Origin of the sequence: Escherichia sp. MOD1-EC6300, assembly GCF_002965045.1 — a bacterium.
GTDB lineage: Bacteria > Pseudomonadota > Gammaproteobacteria > Enterobacterales > Enterobacteriaceae > Escherichia > Escherichia coli_F.
In genome coordinates this window covers 97,587-112,314 of sequence record NZ_PTRH01000010.1, presented here as the reverse complement: position 1 = coordinate 112,314, position 14,728 = coordinate 97,587, and the positions used below count along the sequence as shown (strand labels likewise).

Here is a 14,728-nt window from a genome sequence, read left to right as displayed (position 1 = left end):
CCGCCAGAGCAGTAACCCCTCCTGTAAATACGTTACTTCATTTTCACCTTTGCGGTGACCAATAACGCCGTCAGCAACATCAATGTGCCGGACAACATCAACGGCGAAGTCAGACCAATATTATCCAGCGCATAACCGCCGATTGCCGCGCCACAGGTATTAGCAAGCTGAATAACCGCCACCTGAATAGACCCGGCTTTTTCTGCCTGATCGGCCAGTGAGCGGGTGATCCACGTTGACCAGCCGACAGGAACCAATGCAAAAGTTAGCCCCCAGATAATCGCCACGCCGGTAGCAACGATTTTATCGCTTCCCCACAACGTCAGCACCAACGCACTCACAGCCAGTATTAACGGCGCGCCTGCTAAGGCCAGTTTTACCGAACGTTTAAGAATGAACGACGAAAGCGACGTACCAATAAAGCTGGCGATACCAAAACTCAACAGCACCAGAGTTAAGCCATCCACGCCGAATCCCGCCAGGTTCATATACACCGGGCGAATATACGTGAAGAAAGCAAACTGCCCGGCGAAAGACATGAAGATGGCGATCATCCCTGCCATCACACCCGGACGTTGTAATAAGCGGAAAGTATTTTGTTTCTGATGCGAGGGTTCGCCTGGCAGCGAAGGCAATGATTTGATAATCCAGAAAATACACAGCACGCCCATCACCGCCGCCGCATTAAAGACATTGCGCCAACCGATAAGCTCGCCTAAAAAACTGCCCAACGGTGCGGCAATCACCAGCGCAATAGAAACCGCGCCGAAGATCACCGACAGCGCCTTCGGCACCGTACGCGGCGGCACCAGACGCATGGTCAGCGACGCCGACATCGCCCAGAACCCGCCCAGCGCCAGTCCCAGACAGGCACGACCGATTAAAAGCAAACTGAATGAGTTAGCAAAGGAAACCAGCAAGCAGGAGAGCGTCAGCAAAACGGCAAACAAAATAACAACGTAGCGGCGGTCAGTGGCCTGAATTGTCTGGGTAATAAACAAACTGGCAAACATTGCCACAAAGGCGGTCACGGTCACCGATTGCCCGGCAACCCCTTCCGAAATGCCTAAATCCTGGGCCATTGGCGTCAACAAACTGACGGGCAAAAACTCAACGATAATCAGACAGGCGACGCAAAACGCCACCGAGAAAACGGCTGACCAGTTCGGTCGGGTGATGGCATTCGCGCCGCGGTTTTCGGCAATAAATTCACTCATGGTGTTACCCGTGGCATGTTTCAGAGGAAAAGCCGACCACTTTAACACTGAAATGTGTGACACATTTAACGTTTTTGCAACTTTTACGGTGTTGTGGGAAAAGTTCGAGGCTGCTCGAAGAAATAAAAATCATAGGGCAAGCTGATATGCATTTTCGCGATTGGGTTGGGAATAAGGGATAAAGTATTGCACTTGGTGATATACTTTAATAACAGGACCTCAACGATATGCGCGTGTTTAAAACCAAATGGTTTGCAAGGGAAGCCAGGTCTCATGCAATAACAGATGAAGAGTTGTGCCGGGCCATTTTAGAAACGGAGCAAGGTAAAGCTGATGCACTTGGTGGTGGCGTTTTTAAAAAGCGCCTTCACCAAAATCGTGAGCGTGCAATTATTCTGGCAAAAGGGGGAAGCAATTGGTTTTACACGTTTTTATATGCAAAACAGGATATGTCGAACATCAATAGTCAGGAACTGGCTGGGTTTCGTGAACTTGCAAAGCATTATGCCTTCCTGACGAAAGCCCAACTAACAGCAATGATTAACACTAAAGAACTGACAGAGATCTGCTATGACTGCAAAAACTAAATTTAAAAGTCCTGCATTTGAGGCTATTCACAGCGCAGCGGCTGGATTGTCCAGCGTCGATGCTATTTCTGCCGAAACGATGCGTACTTTTGACAAAGCCTGCCTGACCAGCGTGCAAGACTTACAACCTGTTGAGATAAAAGCACTGCGGGAAAAATTAAAAGTGAGTCAGCCCGTCTTCGCTCACTATCTCAATACCAGCGTTTCAACTGTACAAAAATGGGAAAGTGGCGCTAAACGCCCCAATGGCATTTCATTAAAACTGCTCAGCATTGTGCAAAAACACGGGCTGGAGGTGCTGCTGTAAATAGAACGTAGATAATGCGTTCACCTACTGTCAGTTCCGATGCCGGATGCGGCGTGCACGCCTTATCCACCCACCAGCTCAGGCGCGGTCTGTAAGCTAATAAGACGAAACGGTTTTAATGCAGCCAATGAACGCCCTCGGCAGGCTGAAAGAACGCGTTATAGCGCATCTGAAAAGCATTAATATCCTGCATTTCAGGTTCGGTTTCGCGCAGAAAACCCAGTGCCAGCCTGACCTGAGCGTCGGTAATGGGAGCGGCGAGGCGAGCTTTTTGTAAAATCCGATGCCATTGCAGCAGGTTCTGTTCGCTTCCATCGACAATGACAATTTGCCAGATGAGCAACACCTGCGCGGCGTTTTGCAGGTGCGACTCATCCGGGCGATGCAAATAACGTAAAAATTCCTCACCGGCTGACTTTCCCATTTGATCGACCATCGACTCCACGGGTACGACATCAATATTCAGCCGATCGCTGAGACGGCGAATCGCCTTTCTGGCCCCGGATGTCAGCACCCGAAAACCAATTACAAACACCACCGCCAGCGTAGCGAGCATTATCCAGATCATGAGTTCTCCTGCGTAATCAGAACTCATGATATCTGGAAACCCTCGCCAGTTACTAATCCACCAGAATAATCTTCAGTGCAAACAGAGCAGCGACCACCACCACACACAGGTTCAGATCGCGCCAGCGCCCGGTGCACACCTTCATGATGCAGTACGACATAAAGCCAAGCGCAATCCCTTCGGTGATCGAGAAAGTAAAGGGCATCATCACCGTAGTAATAAATGCAGGTACTGATTCGGTAAAATCATCCCAGTTAACGCGCGCCAGGCTTGAGGTCATCAGCACGCCAACAAAGATTAACGCTCCGGCGGTGGCGTAAGGAGGGACCATTGCCACCAGCGGCGAGAAAAACATAACCAACAGAAACATAATGCCGACCACGACCGCAGTCAGCCCCGTTCGACCACCAACTGCCACACCAGAAGTACTTTCAATATAGGCGGTAACAGACGAGGTGCCGATAAACGCGCCCGCCACCGAACTGACGCTATCAACATATAGCGCCTTATTCATATTAGGGAATTTACCGTTACTATCTATTAAGCCAGCTTTATCAGTCACACCGATTAATGTTCCTGATGAATCAAATAGGTTGATCAGCATAAAGGAGAAAATGATACCAGCGAGTTCAAGTGATAATGCGCCACTCAAATCCACTTCACCAATGACGCCGCTAATATCAGGCGGAATGGAATAGACGCCGCTAAAATGAACATCACCGAAAAATAATCCACAGCAAGACGTCACCACAATAGAGACCAGCACCGCGGCATGAAAATGACGAGATGACAACACGGTTATAATAAAAAACCCTAATATACCTAACAACACACCGTGAGAACTTAAATCACCAATCATCACCAGGGTGTCTTTATTGGCGACAATAACACCAGTATTTTTTAACCCCATTAAGGCGATAAATAATCCGATTCCGCTAGTGATACCAATACGTAAACTTAATGGAATGTTGGAGATCATCCAGTACCGGATGCGAAACAGCGTGAGCAAAAATAGTCCAATTGCGCCCCAGAATATCGCGCCCATCCCGGTCTGCCAGGAGATGCCCATCGCCCCCACGACCACGAACGCAAAGAAGGCGTTCAGCCCCATTGCCGGAGCCAGCGCCACGGGTAAGTTAGCAAATATCCCCATCGCAATACTGCCGATACCGGCAATCAAACAGGTGGTAACAAACACCACTTTCGGGTCCATTTGTGCCGCGCCGAGGATTTGCGGGTTCACAAAAACGATGTACACCATGGTTAAAAAAGTGGTCATCCCCGCAATCAATTCTGTGCGGACGGTGGTCCCATGTTGAGGCAGTTTAAATAATCGCGAAAGCGTCCCTGATTCATTACTCACGTAATCGGTATTGTCATTATTCATTTTTTTGTCCATTGGAGGAGATTTAATCCCTTGCTTTTGTAAAACAAATGACAACAACGGTTCAGTGATAATTATCACATTTCAATTGCGCATTAATGGATATTCTTTAATAATCTCGCGACGTTTCTTTATGATAAATAATAATCAAATTGATAAAATCAAAATGAGAAAAATATGAATAATTCTATTAACCATAAATTTCATCACATTAGCCGGGCGGAATACCAGGAATTGTTAGCCGTTTCCCGTGGCGACGCTGTTGCCGATTATATTATTGATAATGTCTCTATTCTCGACCTGATCAATGGCGGAGAAATTTCCGGCCCAATTGTGATTAAAGGGCGTTACATTGCCGGTGTTGGCACAGAATACACTGATGCTCCGGCTTTGCAGCGGATTGATGCCCACGGCGCAACGGCGGTGCCAGGGTTTATTGATGCTCACCTGCATATTGAATCCAGCATGATGACGCCGGTTACTTTTGAAACCGCCACCCTGCCGCGCGGCCTGACGACCGTTATTTGCGACCCCCATGAAATCGTCAACGTGATGGGCGAAGCCGGATTCGCCTGGTTTGCCCGCTGTGCCGAACAGGCAAGGCAAAACCAGTATTTGCAGGTCAGTTCTTGCGTACCTGCCCTGGAAGGCTGCGATGTTAACGGTGCCAGTTTTACCCTTGAACAGATGCTCGCCTGGCGGGACCATCCGCAGGTTACCGGCCTTGCTGAAATGATGGATTACCCTGGCGTAATTAGCGGGCAGAATGCGCTGCTCGATAAACTGGATGCATTTCGCCACCTGACGCTGGACGGTCACTGCCCGGGTTTGGGCGGTAAAGAACTTAATGCCTATATTGCTGCGGGTATTGAAAACTGCCACGAAAGTTATCTGCTGGAAGAAGGTCGCCGGAAGTTACAACTCGGCATGTCGTTGATGATCCGCGAAGGGTCCGCTGCCCGCAATCTCAACGCGCTGGCACCGTTGATCAACGAATTTAACAGCCCGCAATGTATGCTCTGCACCGATGACCGTAACCCGTGGGAGATCGCCCATGAAGGGCATATCGATGCCTTAATTCGTCGCCTGATCGAACAACACAATGTACCGCTGCATGTGGCTTATCGCGTCGCCAGCTGGTCGACAGCACGCCATTTTGGTCTGAATCATCTCGGCTTACTGGCACCCGGCAAGCAGGCGGATATCGTCCTGTTGAGCGATGCGCGTAAGGTCACGGTGCAGCAGGTACTGGTGAAAGGCGAACCGATTGATGCACAAACCTTACAGGCGGAAGAGTCGGCGAGACTGGCACAATCCGCTCCGCCGTATGGCAATACCATTGCCCGCCAGCCAGTTTCTGCCAGCGACTTTGCCCTGCAATTCACGCCCGGAAAACGCTATCGGGTCATTGACGTTATCCATAACGAATTGATTACGCACTCCCGCTCCAGCGTCTACAGCGAAAATGGTTTTGATCGCGATGATGTGTGCTTTATTGCCGTACTTGAGCGTTACGGGAAAAGACTGACTCCAGCCTGTGGTTTGCTCGGCGGCTTTGGCCTGAATGAAGGCGCGCTGGCTGCGACAGTCAGCCATGACAGCCATAATATTGTGGTGATCGGTCGCAGTGCCGAAGAGATGGCGCTGGCGGTCAATCAGGTGATTCAGGATGGCGGCGGGCTGTGCGTGGTACGTAACGGACAGGTCCAAAGTCATCTACCGTTGCCCATTGCCGGCCTGATGAGCACCGACACGGCACAGTCACTGGCGGAGCAAATTGACGCCTTGAAAGCCGCCGCCCGTGAATGCGGTCCGTTACCCGATGAGCCGTTTATTCAGATGGCGTTTCTTTCTCTGCCAGTGATCCCCGCGCTGAAACTAACCAGTCAGGGGCTGTTTGATGGCGAGAAGTTTGCCTTCACCACGCTGGAAGTCACGGAATAATAAAAAAAAGCCCGGCGTCATGCCGGGCAAAAGTCACCAGTTACGTTTATGCCACTGTCAACTGCTGAATTTTTTTCTCGCGGCGGATTTTGCGTTCTTCCATCACCGCCACTATCGCCATCAGGCAGATACAACCAATCGCGGCGATGTCCAGCGCGGCGAAGGTGCCTGCCCAGCCAGTAAGGCCGAATACTGGCGTCCCATCGGCAATCATCCCCAGCCCTAACTTGGCAAAGCTGTCGCCAATCAGGTAAGCAAAGGTGCCTTTAATACCATCGGCAGCACCAATCGCTTTTTTAGGTACAAAACCAACAGCAGCCACACCAATCAACAATTGCGGGCCAAAGACCAGAAAACCCAACGCAAAGAGAGAAGCCAGATAGATATATTGATTGCTGGCATGTTGATACACACCGAGCGTGGCGATAATCAGCGCCAGCGCGATGCAGGCCACCAGGCCACGGCGACCGTTCGCCAGGTCAGAGAGCCAGCCCCACAACAGCGTACCCACCAGCGCACCAGCTTCAAACAGCGTAAAGCCCTGAATCGCCACTGCTTTAGAGAGTTTCAGTTCCTGGAACGCATACACGGTTGACCACTGGTCGATACCAATACGCACCACATAGAGGAAAATGTTGGCGAAGCACAGCAGCCAGATCACTTTGTTTTTCAGCACATACTCAACAAAGATCTGCCACTTGGTCATATCGGTAGATTCTGTCTCTTTGTCCTCTTCACTGATCTCTTCGCCGAACAGTTCTTCAGCTTTGCCGAGGCCATAAGATTCCGGGGAGTCGCTGCCGTAACGAAGGCCGATAAAACCGACAATCAACGCGATGATGGACGGGAAGATAAACATGCCGATTACATGGCCATCGAACAGGTAATTTGCGCCGAACAGTGCCACACCTGCCGCGCCCGCACCGCCAAGATTGTGAGAAATATTCCAGAAACCGAGGAACGTCCCGCGCTTACGACGCGGCGTCCATTTGGTGATGGTGGAGTAACTGCACGATCCCCCGGTACTCTGGAAAAAGCCGCTTAAGGCGTAGAAGGCAATCATCAGGAACAGACTAACCGAGCCGCTGCCCATACTGGCACTGAAGCCCAACATACAAATGGCAGACAAGATCAGCATGAACGGCAGGAATTGTTTGGTGTTTTTGCCGTCAGCGTAATAGGAAACCAGTGTTTTACCCACACCATAAGTGATGGAGAAGCCCAGGCCGATCATCCCCAGCTGCGTCATGCTCAAGCCGTAGGTCGAGATCATGTCGTTCTGCGCGATGTTAAAGTTCTTGCGAATCAGGTACATCGTCAGGTAGCCGATAAAGACCACCAGGTAGGATTGCATGAACGGTTTGAACCACATTTTGCGCCGCACTTCGAGCGGAAGATCCAGGGTCGGCTTGCGAACCTGGTTTAAGAAAGCCAGCATGGGTTACTCCTGAAATGAATACCTGCGTGAGGTATGCATTGTAAAAATCAGCAGCAAATCAGGCCTGAGATAGCGTCCAGGCAAAACCTGGAAAATTTCTTAGTTTTGCCGGATATGAAGTGAAAAAGTGAGATGCATCACGCTTCGCGCGGTGTCTGGGCATTCAAAAAGGGCAGTAACAGCAGTGCGGAAATCCCGGCGGCAATGGCGATAACCACAAAAAAACCGCTCCAGTGCCAGGTATCGAGTACTTTCGCCAGCGGCCAACCAGCAAGCGACGCCCCCAGATAAGCAAACAAGCCGACAAACCCCGTCGCCGCCCCTGCCGCCTCTTTGTGGGAACACTCTGCCGCCGCCATACCGATTAACATCTGCGGGCCAAAGACAAAAAAACCAATGGTGAAGAAGCAGGTTGCCTGCATCACGTAGCTGGCAAATGGCATCAGCCACAGCGAGCCGACGGACAGCAAAATTCCGGCAGCGAAAATCAAATTCATCGGCCCGCGGTTGCCGTTAAACAATTTGTCCGAGCCCCAACCCGCTACCAGCGCACCGATAAATCCGCCCAGTTCAAACATCGTCACTGCCGTATTCGCCGTGACCAGATCGACGCCCAGCGTCTCGGACATATACAAATTGCCCCAGTCGTTGATCGCCGCCCGGACCACATAGACCAGCACATAGCAAAACGAAAGCAGCCAGATATACGGATTCAGCAACACATACTTGGTGAGGATATCTTTACGTGTCAGCCCTGCCCCTTCTTGTTGTTGAGCGATTTCCAGCGCGTCGTGTCGCCATTCGCCGACCGCTGGTAAACCTAACGCCTGCGGGCGATCGCGCAGCCGCCAGCAGAGAATAATCCCCACGACTATCGCCATACAACCGGCAATCATCATCCCGGCACGCCAGCCGTAATGCAGCGCGCTCGCTGCCATCACAATGGGAATGAGTGCGCCGCCGACGTTATGCGCCGTGTTCCATAATGCCCACCAACCCCCGCGCTCAGTACGTGAATACCAGGTGGTTAACAGACGCGCACACACCGGTGAACCCCAGCCCTGGAAAAAGGCGTTCAGCCCCCATAGCATGGCAAACGCCCACAGCGACGTCGAGAAACCAAACAGAATGTTGATAATGCCCGTAGCGATAAGCCCAATCCCCATAAAATACCGGGCATTTGAGCGGTCGCTGACAATGCCGGAGACAAACTTCGACACGCCGTAGGTAATGTAAAACAGAGTTGCTAACAGGCCGATATCGCTACGGCTGAGCACACCGTTGGCAAGAATTTCTGGTACGGCGGCGTTAAAACTTTTACGCGTAAAGTAAAACAGTGCGTAACCCAGCCAGATGGTCAGCAGAATATGGCGACGCCAGTAACGGTAACGGGCATCAATTTCTTGTTTATCGCTAATCAACGGCGCGTCAGCTGGCGCTTTCAGAAACGGCAACATCATCAAGCCTTAGACATAACGTTGAGGTAGAGAAACACTGACACGCGTGCCGTGCAAACAGGAGATGGTCAAGGTGCCACCCAGCGCCGTTACTCGCTCGCGCATTCCGGTGAGGCCAAAACCGTGTTGCCCGGAACCCGGCGGTAAACCGCTGCCATCGTCTTCAATCACCAGCATCAACCGTTCGTCCTGCTGCCAGCCTTGCAACGTGACCGCACTGGCATCGGCATGTTTCACAATGTTGTTCAACCCTTCCTGGCAGACGCGAAACAGCGTCACGCGCTGGTTTTCGCTTAACGCTGATTCATCGATTCGCCATTCGAGATGGCTGACAATACCGCGCCCTTCCAGCTCCATTTCCCGCATCAGTGAGCGGATGGCCTGCTCCAGAGTGAGATCATCCAGCTGGCGCGGACGTAACCGCCCTAACAAGCGGCGCACCGCGTCGTAAACACCCAGGGATAACTGTTCGATGAGCTGCCCGCTCTGTTTCACGCTGGCGTTATCCGCCGCGAGCCGCTGGACAATGCCCGCTTGCGTACGAATGGCGGTGATGGTCTGACCGATATCATCGTGTAATTCACGCGCCACATCACGACGCACACTCTCTTCGGTTTCTAACAAACGTTCAGCCAGATGCTGATTGCGCGCCAGTTCCTTTTGCAGCGACTGGTTAAGTTCACGCAACCGCTGGATGCCAGCGCCAAGTAACAACCCTGTCAGACTTTGCACCAGCAGTGAGAGCAATAAATCAACCGGATGGTCACGCCAGGTTTGACTGGCGATCAGCGCGATGGCGTTCATCAACGTCGCAATCAGCGCCCCTTGCCAGCCGTAGTGCCATGCCAGCGCGATAATCGGCAGCGCCAGGCAGAATGGCGTAAAGCGCGACAGTTCATCCGGCAATCCCAACTGGAGCCAGAGACTGATAACAAACAGCAGCAAGTACCAGACCAGATGCCGCCCGCGCCAATTGATCGGTTGAGAAACTAACGACGGCCCGAGCGGCAGCCAGATGTTATTGGCGAGATAGTGCCAGAACACCAGACATATCGGGGCCAGCGTCAGGCCGCCAGTTAAAGTCAGCAACAGCGCATTCCACGACTCTTTGCCGTACCAAAGCCAGGGCAACGACTGCAACAACGCCGCCGCCGTCAGCGCTGCCCCCTGTAACAGCAGGGTGCGCCAGTCGCGTTGATGGCGATAGCGTGAGATCAGCGCCACGGGCAGTAACGTCAGCAAACTACCGATCATCAATAAGGAGAAATGGCTTAAACCAACCGCCTGCATTAACCAATAAATCAGCAGCCACTCCGCTCCCAGCAGCACCGGCCAGTAGCCGCGCGGGCATTGCAGCATTAGCCCAAGTCGAAGACCAAACGGAAATAACAGCACCGCCATATCAGGGCGCTCAACCAGATGCAGGCTGATACTCCACAGGCAAAACCACGCGGCAGAGAAGATAAAAAAGCAGGCAATAACAGTAATTAAGCGGGAGAACAACGTCTTCATCACCAGCCATCAAACATGCGGCGCGCCAGTTCCACGTCGTTACTGACGCCCAGTTTTTCCATCAGGTTGGCGCGATGGACGTGTACCGTTTTCGGCGACAAGCCCAGTTCGGCGGCAATCTCTTTCACCGCCATTCCTTGCGCCAGTTTTTCCGCCACCTGGCGTTCACGTTTGGTCAGCGGGTCCTGGCGACCGGATGCCAGTTTAATGGCAATATCCGGTGTCAAATAACATCCCCCCGTAGCAACCGTATGCACCGCTGCAATCAGTTCATCCGGGCTACAGCGTTTGGAGAGAAAGCCGCGCGCCCCCGCGTTAAGCGCCTGCTCAACCAGTGCCGGACTGTCATGAACGGAGAGCATAATTGTCGCCATACCTTTCGGCAGCTGGCTTAGCAGCTCCAGACCGGAGATATCGGGCATGGAGATATCGCAAATACACACCTGCACACCGCGCCCCGGCAGCCCCGCCAGTGCCTCGCGCCCCGAACCAAACTCGGCAACTACCTGCAAATCAGGTTCCAGCCCCAGCAGCTGCGCAAAGCCGGAGCGGACGATAAGGTGATCGTCTATAAGGGCAACGGTGATCATGATTGGGTCCTGGCGGATAAAAAACGCGCATACCTTAACGATAAGCGCGATGTTGTTCAAGTTGGATATGGGTATGTATTGACTGATTGATGTTGCGCTTATCGCAAAAACGCTTACCTGAAAGGTAAGCGTTTAGCGTGTATGATTTAGAAAAAGCTAATTATTTGATGATTGCAATTGTAATATTACCTGAGAAATTTTTCGTTATAATATCGTTATACTTTTCTGGCATCCAGTAATTATCTTCAAAATCTGCAGAGCTATAAGATTCAGCGGAATACTCATAATTAGTGTCTTTTTTATACGTGTCTTCTTTATAATTGTATTTTTTATAAGTGTATTTTTTATACGTGTCTTTTTCTGGTAACTCACCGGATGTGGTATAGATGAAATTTGCAATATCAAAATCGCTTTTAGCTTCATTTACGACTGCTTTTACAACATGATAAGTTTGTTTGAATGCATACTCTGAAAAGTCAGCAAAAAGCAAATTCATCCTCCCCCCCAACGCACAAAAAATAGGATTATCAGATATTATGCTATAAAGAGAACTTCCTGCCTGAGATACATTAATATCCTTTCCGTCATGGGCCACATGAAATGCCTGTGAACAAGCATAATACAGATTACTAATCCCTGAAACACTAGAGAGACAAGAAACAATACTCGCTATTTTTGCTTTATCAACATGTTCATCCTCTAGAGATTTTCTTACCAAATCACATTGCGCTGGCGTAAATATAATGTCATTGAAAAGCTCATCGAGATTAATTTTATGGGCATCTTGACGCTCAGCCAAAGCCGAGGTTTTCTCCTTCAGTAACTCATGTATAGTACGGTTAATTTTCACCCCACAACATGAAATATGTGAACTCCCCTCTCCCACTTGCCTTTTTGCATCACCAAGAAGTGAGCCAAACTCACCTTTATCAACAGACAGTTTTGTTATGGCCGATTGATAAAGAAAATCATCTGGAATTAATTGAGTTTGTTTTTGCAAAGCATTTGTTAATGGGGATTCAGCTTGAGTTTTATATACATTATTACCTGTTATATAATTACTAACCAGTTCTTTCTTAAGAGCATTTGCAGCAATTGTTAATTCTGAGAATTGTTCTCTTTCCAATTTATCGTGTTGTGAAAGTAACTGTATAAACTCTTCCACATTTCGACCACTAAAAATCCTTACCCTGGTGTTATTTTTCAACTGGTTGCTATTACCATTGTTCTCACGACACCTCTCAGTGACTGTAAATTTATTACTGCCGGTCTGCTCAATTGTTATTTGACTATTTATACCCGTGGTGGCAACCCATGTTTTTTTATCAGCATTCACCGATTCAGGGGTAACATGAAAATAACGGACTAATTTATCACTAACATCATGTCGATAGATATTAAAAGAATCTAAAATATATAATAACAAACTACGAAAAATTTCGCCAAAAGTGGCTTTATCAGACCTTGTTCTACAATTACCGAGCAGGCCACTTTCTTCCATCACATCAAATTTAGAAATATTGCCGTCAAGACTTCTTTCGATACTATCCCTTAGACTCTGATTAAGAAACTGGCTATCATCAACCTCTGTTTTCCTTGAATTCATAGAACCCGTCGCACTAACCATAGTAACCTCACAATATGACATTTTGCATATTCTAACATTGTTAAAAACATGAATAGTTAGCATCATGAATATTTCTATGCCAACCACTACTCTTCATTTATTTCAATAGTAATTATATGGTGTTGTTATTTTCCTTAACTATTTTCCAGTGCAATTGCATCATCAACACAACTTATTAACTATCAAAAATCGCTCATTTTCAAAAACACAGGCAAAAAACAAATTGCTAAGAACACGTACTCACCTTTATGATAAGCGCGCTTTATCAGGGGTAAATTATAAATCAGCGATTGTTGCGGCACCGGAAAATGTAAAAGAAAATAAATTATCGGTGGACTCTTCTTTAATCACACCTTTAGTAAAATAACGAGAGCACTCAAGCTTAACTTCATCCCCATCATTACTAACACTCGCTACATACAGCTTTTGTCTAAAATCTTTTTTGGTAAAATATATTTCATTAACATACTTACCCCCTCCTACCAAAGTATAACCTGATTTACCCGAACTTAATCTTTCCATACTCTTATTCATCCCCTGTAAAACATCTGGAGTTATGCCTTTTAAATAACTTTGATAGGATTGTATGCAAGCATGATAAAAACATGAAATCCCCTGAGGACTAGATAAGCAATCGATTATTTCATCAATCTTATCATCAGTAATGTTACTCTTTGATTTTTTTAATAATTTACTTAACTGAGAAGGTTCATCGTCTTTAAAGCAAACCAGCGGAACTATTTGTTGAAGTGTGCTTTGACTATTATTTGTTTCGTTTTCAATTATTTTAATTTTGTTTGCAAAAATTTCAAGAATGTCTTTACTTAACTCAACACCGCAGCAAGTTATTTTAGCAGCACCATTTTGCTGACTTTGTTCTTTTATAGTTCTATGCGCATCCATAATTATGGATTCCAAAAAAACATCAGCGCTGTTAAAACTTTCATGAACAGGTAAATACCCTTCATCTTTTTGAATTTGCAGCTTTAACAAATCATATATATTATTCTCAATGTCTGCATTAATTACTTTTTTAGCATCCTTGTTTTTCATAACAATACAATTGACAATACTTTTCCTCAAAAGTGTATCAGCGGAGTGAGTCTCTAGCGCGGCAGTCTTTTCAGAAAGCGACTTGATGATAGTCGCCACAGCCACTCCAGAATATGATATTTCGGTTCGTTCATTTGAATTTTCATCCTTCTGTATAATCTTAAAAGATTTGTCACCTGTTTGTTCGATTACGGTATATTCACTCTCTCCAGTCGCCGCCATCCAGGTACGATTACCATTATTTTCTGTTCCTGGCATAGGATGAAAATAGTCAAGAATATCAGTGCTAACGTTCCGAGAACCGGACATGATATTTACTATTAAGCGTTTTATTTCCTGTAACATCCATTTTGCAAAATTACTGCCTGGTGAATATTTTTTTGCATAATTCTTAATATGAAGCTCATCTGCTATATTTATTTCCTTATCTAAAATAGAGGGAGAGCAGGAATTTGATATCGTTGTTCCATTGTTTATAGGGCTTGCCATAATATACCTCACGATGAGCAATTAATTTATAGAATGCTAGTCATGATCACTGGTATAGACAGCAATCAGAATTTAGCGCCATCGCTGGAAATTTTAGCCCTAACCGTCAACCCGCGAATGACCAGTGCTGGACTCTAATTAACGTCAGGGCCAATAAATTGTGCCTGAGATGGTCTCTGGCACAATTTCACCCTATATATCTGAACGGATCTATCAAAAATCGCTCATCAGTAATCACCCCGAGCAGTTTAATGTCGCTCCTTACTGAAAAAACACCGCAATCTTGTTAAACATCGTCGGATCGGACTGATTACGCTGCACTTTCACCACATCTTCCAGCTTGTCGATTTGGCTTATCATCTGCTCCAGACGCTGGTCGTCATTGACCAGTAGCCAGATGTGGCTTTTGTCGCTGTCCTGAATCGGCAGACAAAGAATGCCTTCAACGTTAAAAGCGCGGCGGGCAAAAAGGCCACAAACGTGGGTCATTACGCCCGGATGGTTGCGAACGGTGAGCTCCAGAATCACGTTGTCATGAGTTGTGTTTTGCATGGC

13 protein-coding genes are annotated in these 14,728 nt (G+C 48.1%); 3 read left to right on the top strand and 10 right to left on the bottom strand.

The window, feature by feature from the left end; translation table 11 throughout:
* Window positions 1-32: 32 nt before the first annotated feature.
* Window positions 33-1,217 carry a purine ribonucleoside efflux pump NepI gene (gene nepI, locus BGE37_RS16115; RefSeq protein WP_088541984.1) on the bottom strand — a complete coding sequence of 395 codons (1,185 nt, stop codon included), beginning with the start codon at window positions 1,215-1,217 and terminating at the stop codon, window positions 33-35.
* Window positions 1,218-1,450: 233 nt separating this feature from the next.
* Here nepI and BGE37_RS16105 point away from each other — a divergent pair, with 233 nt between their 5' ends.
* Both BGE37_RS16105 and BGE37_RS16100 read left to right on the top strand, forming a co-directional pair.
* Window positions 1,451-1,804, top strand: a complete 354-nt coding sequence (locus BGE37_RS16105; protein WP_001521686.1) for a type II toxin-antitoxin system RelE/ParE family toxin — start codon at window positions 1,451-1,453, stop codon at window positions 1,802-1,804.
* Window positions 1,788-2,111, top strand: coding sequence for a helix-turn-helix domain-containing protein (locus BGE37_RS16100; protein WP_000125643.1), 324 nt, complete (start codon window positions 1,788-1,790; stop codon window positions 2,109-2,111). The genes BGE37_RS16105 and BGE37_RS16100 overlap by 17 nt, the downstream gene beginning before the upstream one ends.
* 115 nt (window positions 2,112-2,226) lie before the next feature.
* Here the strand turns inward: BGE37_RS16100 and BGE37_RS16095 are convergent, their stop codons facing one another.
* Together BGE37_RS16095 and adeQ are read right to left on the bottom strand one after the other, a co-directional pair.
* Window positions 2,227-2,679: a DUF1198 domain-containing protein gene (locus BGE37_RS16095; protein ID WP_001353562.1), complete on the bottom strand. Its 453-nt coding sequence runs from the start codon at window positions 2,677-2,679 to the stop codon at window positions 2,227-2,229.
* Window positions 2,680-2,731: 52 nt separating this feature from the next.
* Entirely contained in the window at window positions 2,732-4,066 is a 1,335-nt protein-coding gene (gene adeQ / locus BGE37_RS16090; protein ID WP_024166224.1) for an adenine permease AdeQ, read from the bottom strand.
* A gap of 174 nt (window positions 4,067-4,240) precedes the next feature.
* Between adeQ and adeD the strand changes: the two genes are divergently transcribed.
* Entirely contained in the window at window positions 4,241-6,007 is a 1,767-nt protein-coding gene (adeD, locus tag BGE37_RS16085) for an adenine deaminase (RefSeq protein WP_088541983.1), read from the top strand.
* Between the two features lie 46 nt (window positions 6,008-6,053).
* Here adeD and uhpT read toward each other — a convergent pair whose 3' ends face one another.
* The 7 genes from uhpT to ilvN all read right to left on the bottom strand — a co-directional run bounded on the left by uhpT (window position 6,054) and on the right by ilvN (window position 14,725).
* Entirely contained in the window at window positions 6,054-7,445 is a 1,392-nt protein-coding gene (gene uhpT, locus BGE37_RS16080; protein WP_000879199.1) for a hexose-6-phosphate:phosphate antiporter, read from the bottom strand.
* A 137-nt stretch (window positions 7,446-7,582) separates the two neighbouring features.
* Window positions 7,583-8,902, bottom strand: coding sequence for an MFS transporter family glucose-6-phosphate receptor UhpC (uhpC, locus tag BGE37_RS16075; RefSeq protein WP_088541982.1), 1,320 nt, complete (start codon window positions 8,900-8,902; stop codon window positions 7,583-7,585).
* 9 nt (window positions 8,903-8,911) lie between these two features.
* Complete coding sequence (gene uhpB, locus BGE37_RS16070) at window positions 8,912-10,414, bottom strand: signal transduction histidine-protein kinase/phosphatase UhpB (RefSeq protein ID WP_105288209.1); 1,503 nt, start codon at window positions 10,412-10,414, stop codon at window positions 8,912-8,914.
* On the bottom strand, window positions 10,414-11,004 hold the full coding sequence (uhpA, locus tag BGE37_RS16065) for a transcriptional regulator UhpA (RefSeq protein ID WP_000633668.1): 591 nt from the start codon (window positions 11,002-11,004) through the stop codon (window positions 10,414-10,416). Before uhpA ends, uhpB begins: the two co-directional genes overlap by 1 nt.
* 160 nt (window positions 11,005-11,164) lie before the next feature.
* The gene (locus BGE37_RS16060) at window positions 11,165-12,694 is read right to left on the bottom strand and encodes a hypothetical protein (RefSeq protein ID WP_032185538.1); all 1,530 of its coding nucleotides are present in this window, start codon (window positions 12,692-12,694) and stop codon (window positions 11,165-11,167) included.
* A gap of 213 nt (window positions 12,695-12,907) precedes the next feature.
* Window positions 12,908-14,173 (bottom strand): hypothetical protein, encoded by a 1,266-nt coding sequence (locus BGE37_RS16055; protein ID WP_105288208.1) that lies wholly within the window; start codon window positions 14,171-14,173, stop codon window positions 12,908-12,910.
* 261 nt (window positions 14,174-14,434) lie between these two features.
* Complete coding sequence (ilvN, locus tag BGE37_RS16050) at window positions 14,435-14,725, bottom strand: acetolactate synthase small subunit (protein WP_001181706.1); 291 nt, start codon at window positions 14,723-14,725, stop codon at window positions 14,435-14,437.
* Between the last annotated feature and the right edge of the window lie 3 nt (window positions 14,726-14,728).

What these genes read in the sequence shown, in the direction of transcription:
- uhpC (WP_088541982.1), bottom strand. Translation starts at nt 8,902, where the DNA reads ATGTTGCCGTTTCTGAAAGCGCCAGCTGACGCGCCGTTGATTAGCGAT.
- nepI (WP_088541984.1), bottom strand. Translation starts at nt 1,217, where the DNA reads ATGAGTGAATTTATTGCCGAAAACCGCGGCGCGAATGCCATCACCCGA.
- adeD (WP_088541983.1), top strand. Translation starts at nt 4,241, where the DNA reads ATGAATAATTCTATTAACCATAAATTTCATCACATTAGCCGGGCGGAA.
- uhpB (WP_105288209.1), bottom strand. Translation starts at nt 10,414, where the DNA reads ATGAAGACGTTGTTCTCCCGCTTAATTACTGTTATTGCCTGCTTTTTT.
- adeQ (WP_024166224.1), bottom strand. Translation starts at nt 4,066, where the DNA reads ATGAATAATGACAATACCGATTACGTGAGTAATGAATCAGGGACGCTT.
- uhpA (WP_000633668.1), bottom strand. Translation starts at nt 11,004, where the DNA reads ATGATCACCGTTGCCCTTATAGACGATCACCTTATCGTCCGCTCCGGC.
- ilvN (WP_001181706.1), bottom strand. Translation starts at nt 14,725, where the DNA reads ATGCAAAACACAACTCATGACAACGTGATTCTGGAGCTCACCGTTCGC.
- uhpT (WP_000879199.1), bottom strand. Translation starts at nt 7,445, where the DNA reads ATGCTGGCTTTCTTAAACCAGGTTCGCAAGCCGACCCTGGATCTTCCG.
- BGE37_RS16095 (WP_001353562.1), bottom strand. Translation starts at nt 2,679, where the DNA reads ATGATCTGGATAATGCTCGCTACGCTGGCGGTGGTGTTTGTAATTGGT.
- BGE37_RS16060 (WP_032185538.1), bottom strand. Translation starts at nt 12,694, where the DNA reads ATGCTAACTATTCATGTTTTTAACAATGTTAGAATATGCAAAATGTCA.
- BGE37_RS16100 (WP_000125643.1), top strand. Translation starts at nt 1,788, where the DNA reads ATGACTGCAAAAACTAAATTTAAAAGTCCTGCATTTGAGGCTATTCAC.
- BGE37_RS16055 (WP_105288208.1), bottom strand. Translation starts at nt 14,173, where the DNA reads ATGGCAAGCCCTATAAACAATGGAACAACGATATCAAATTCCTGCTCT.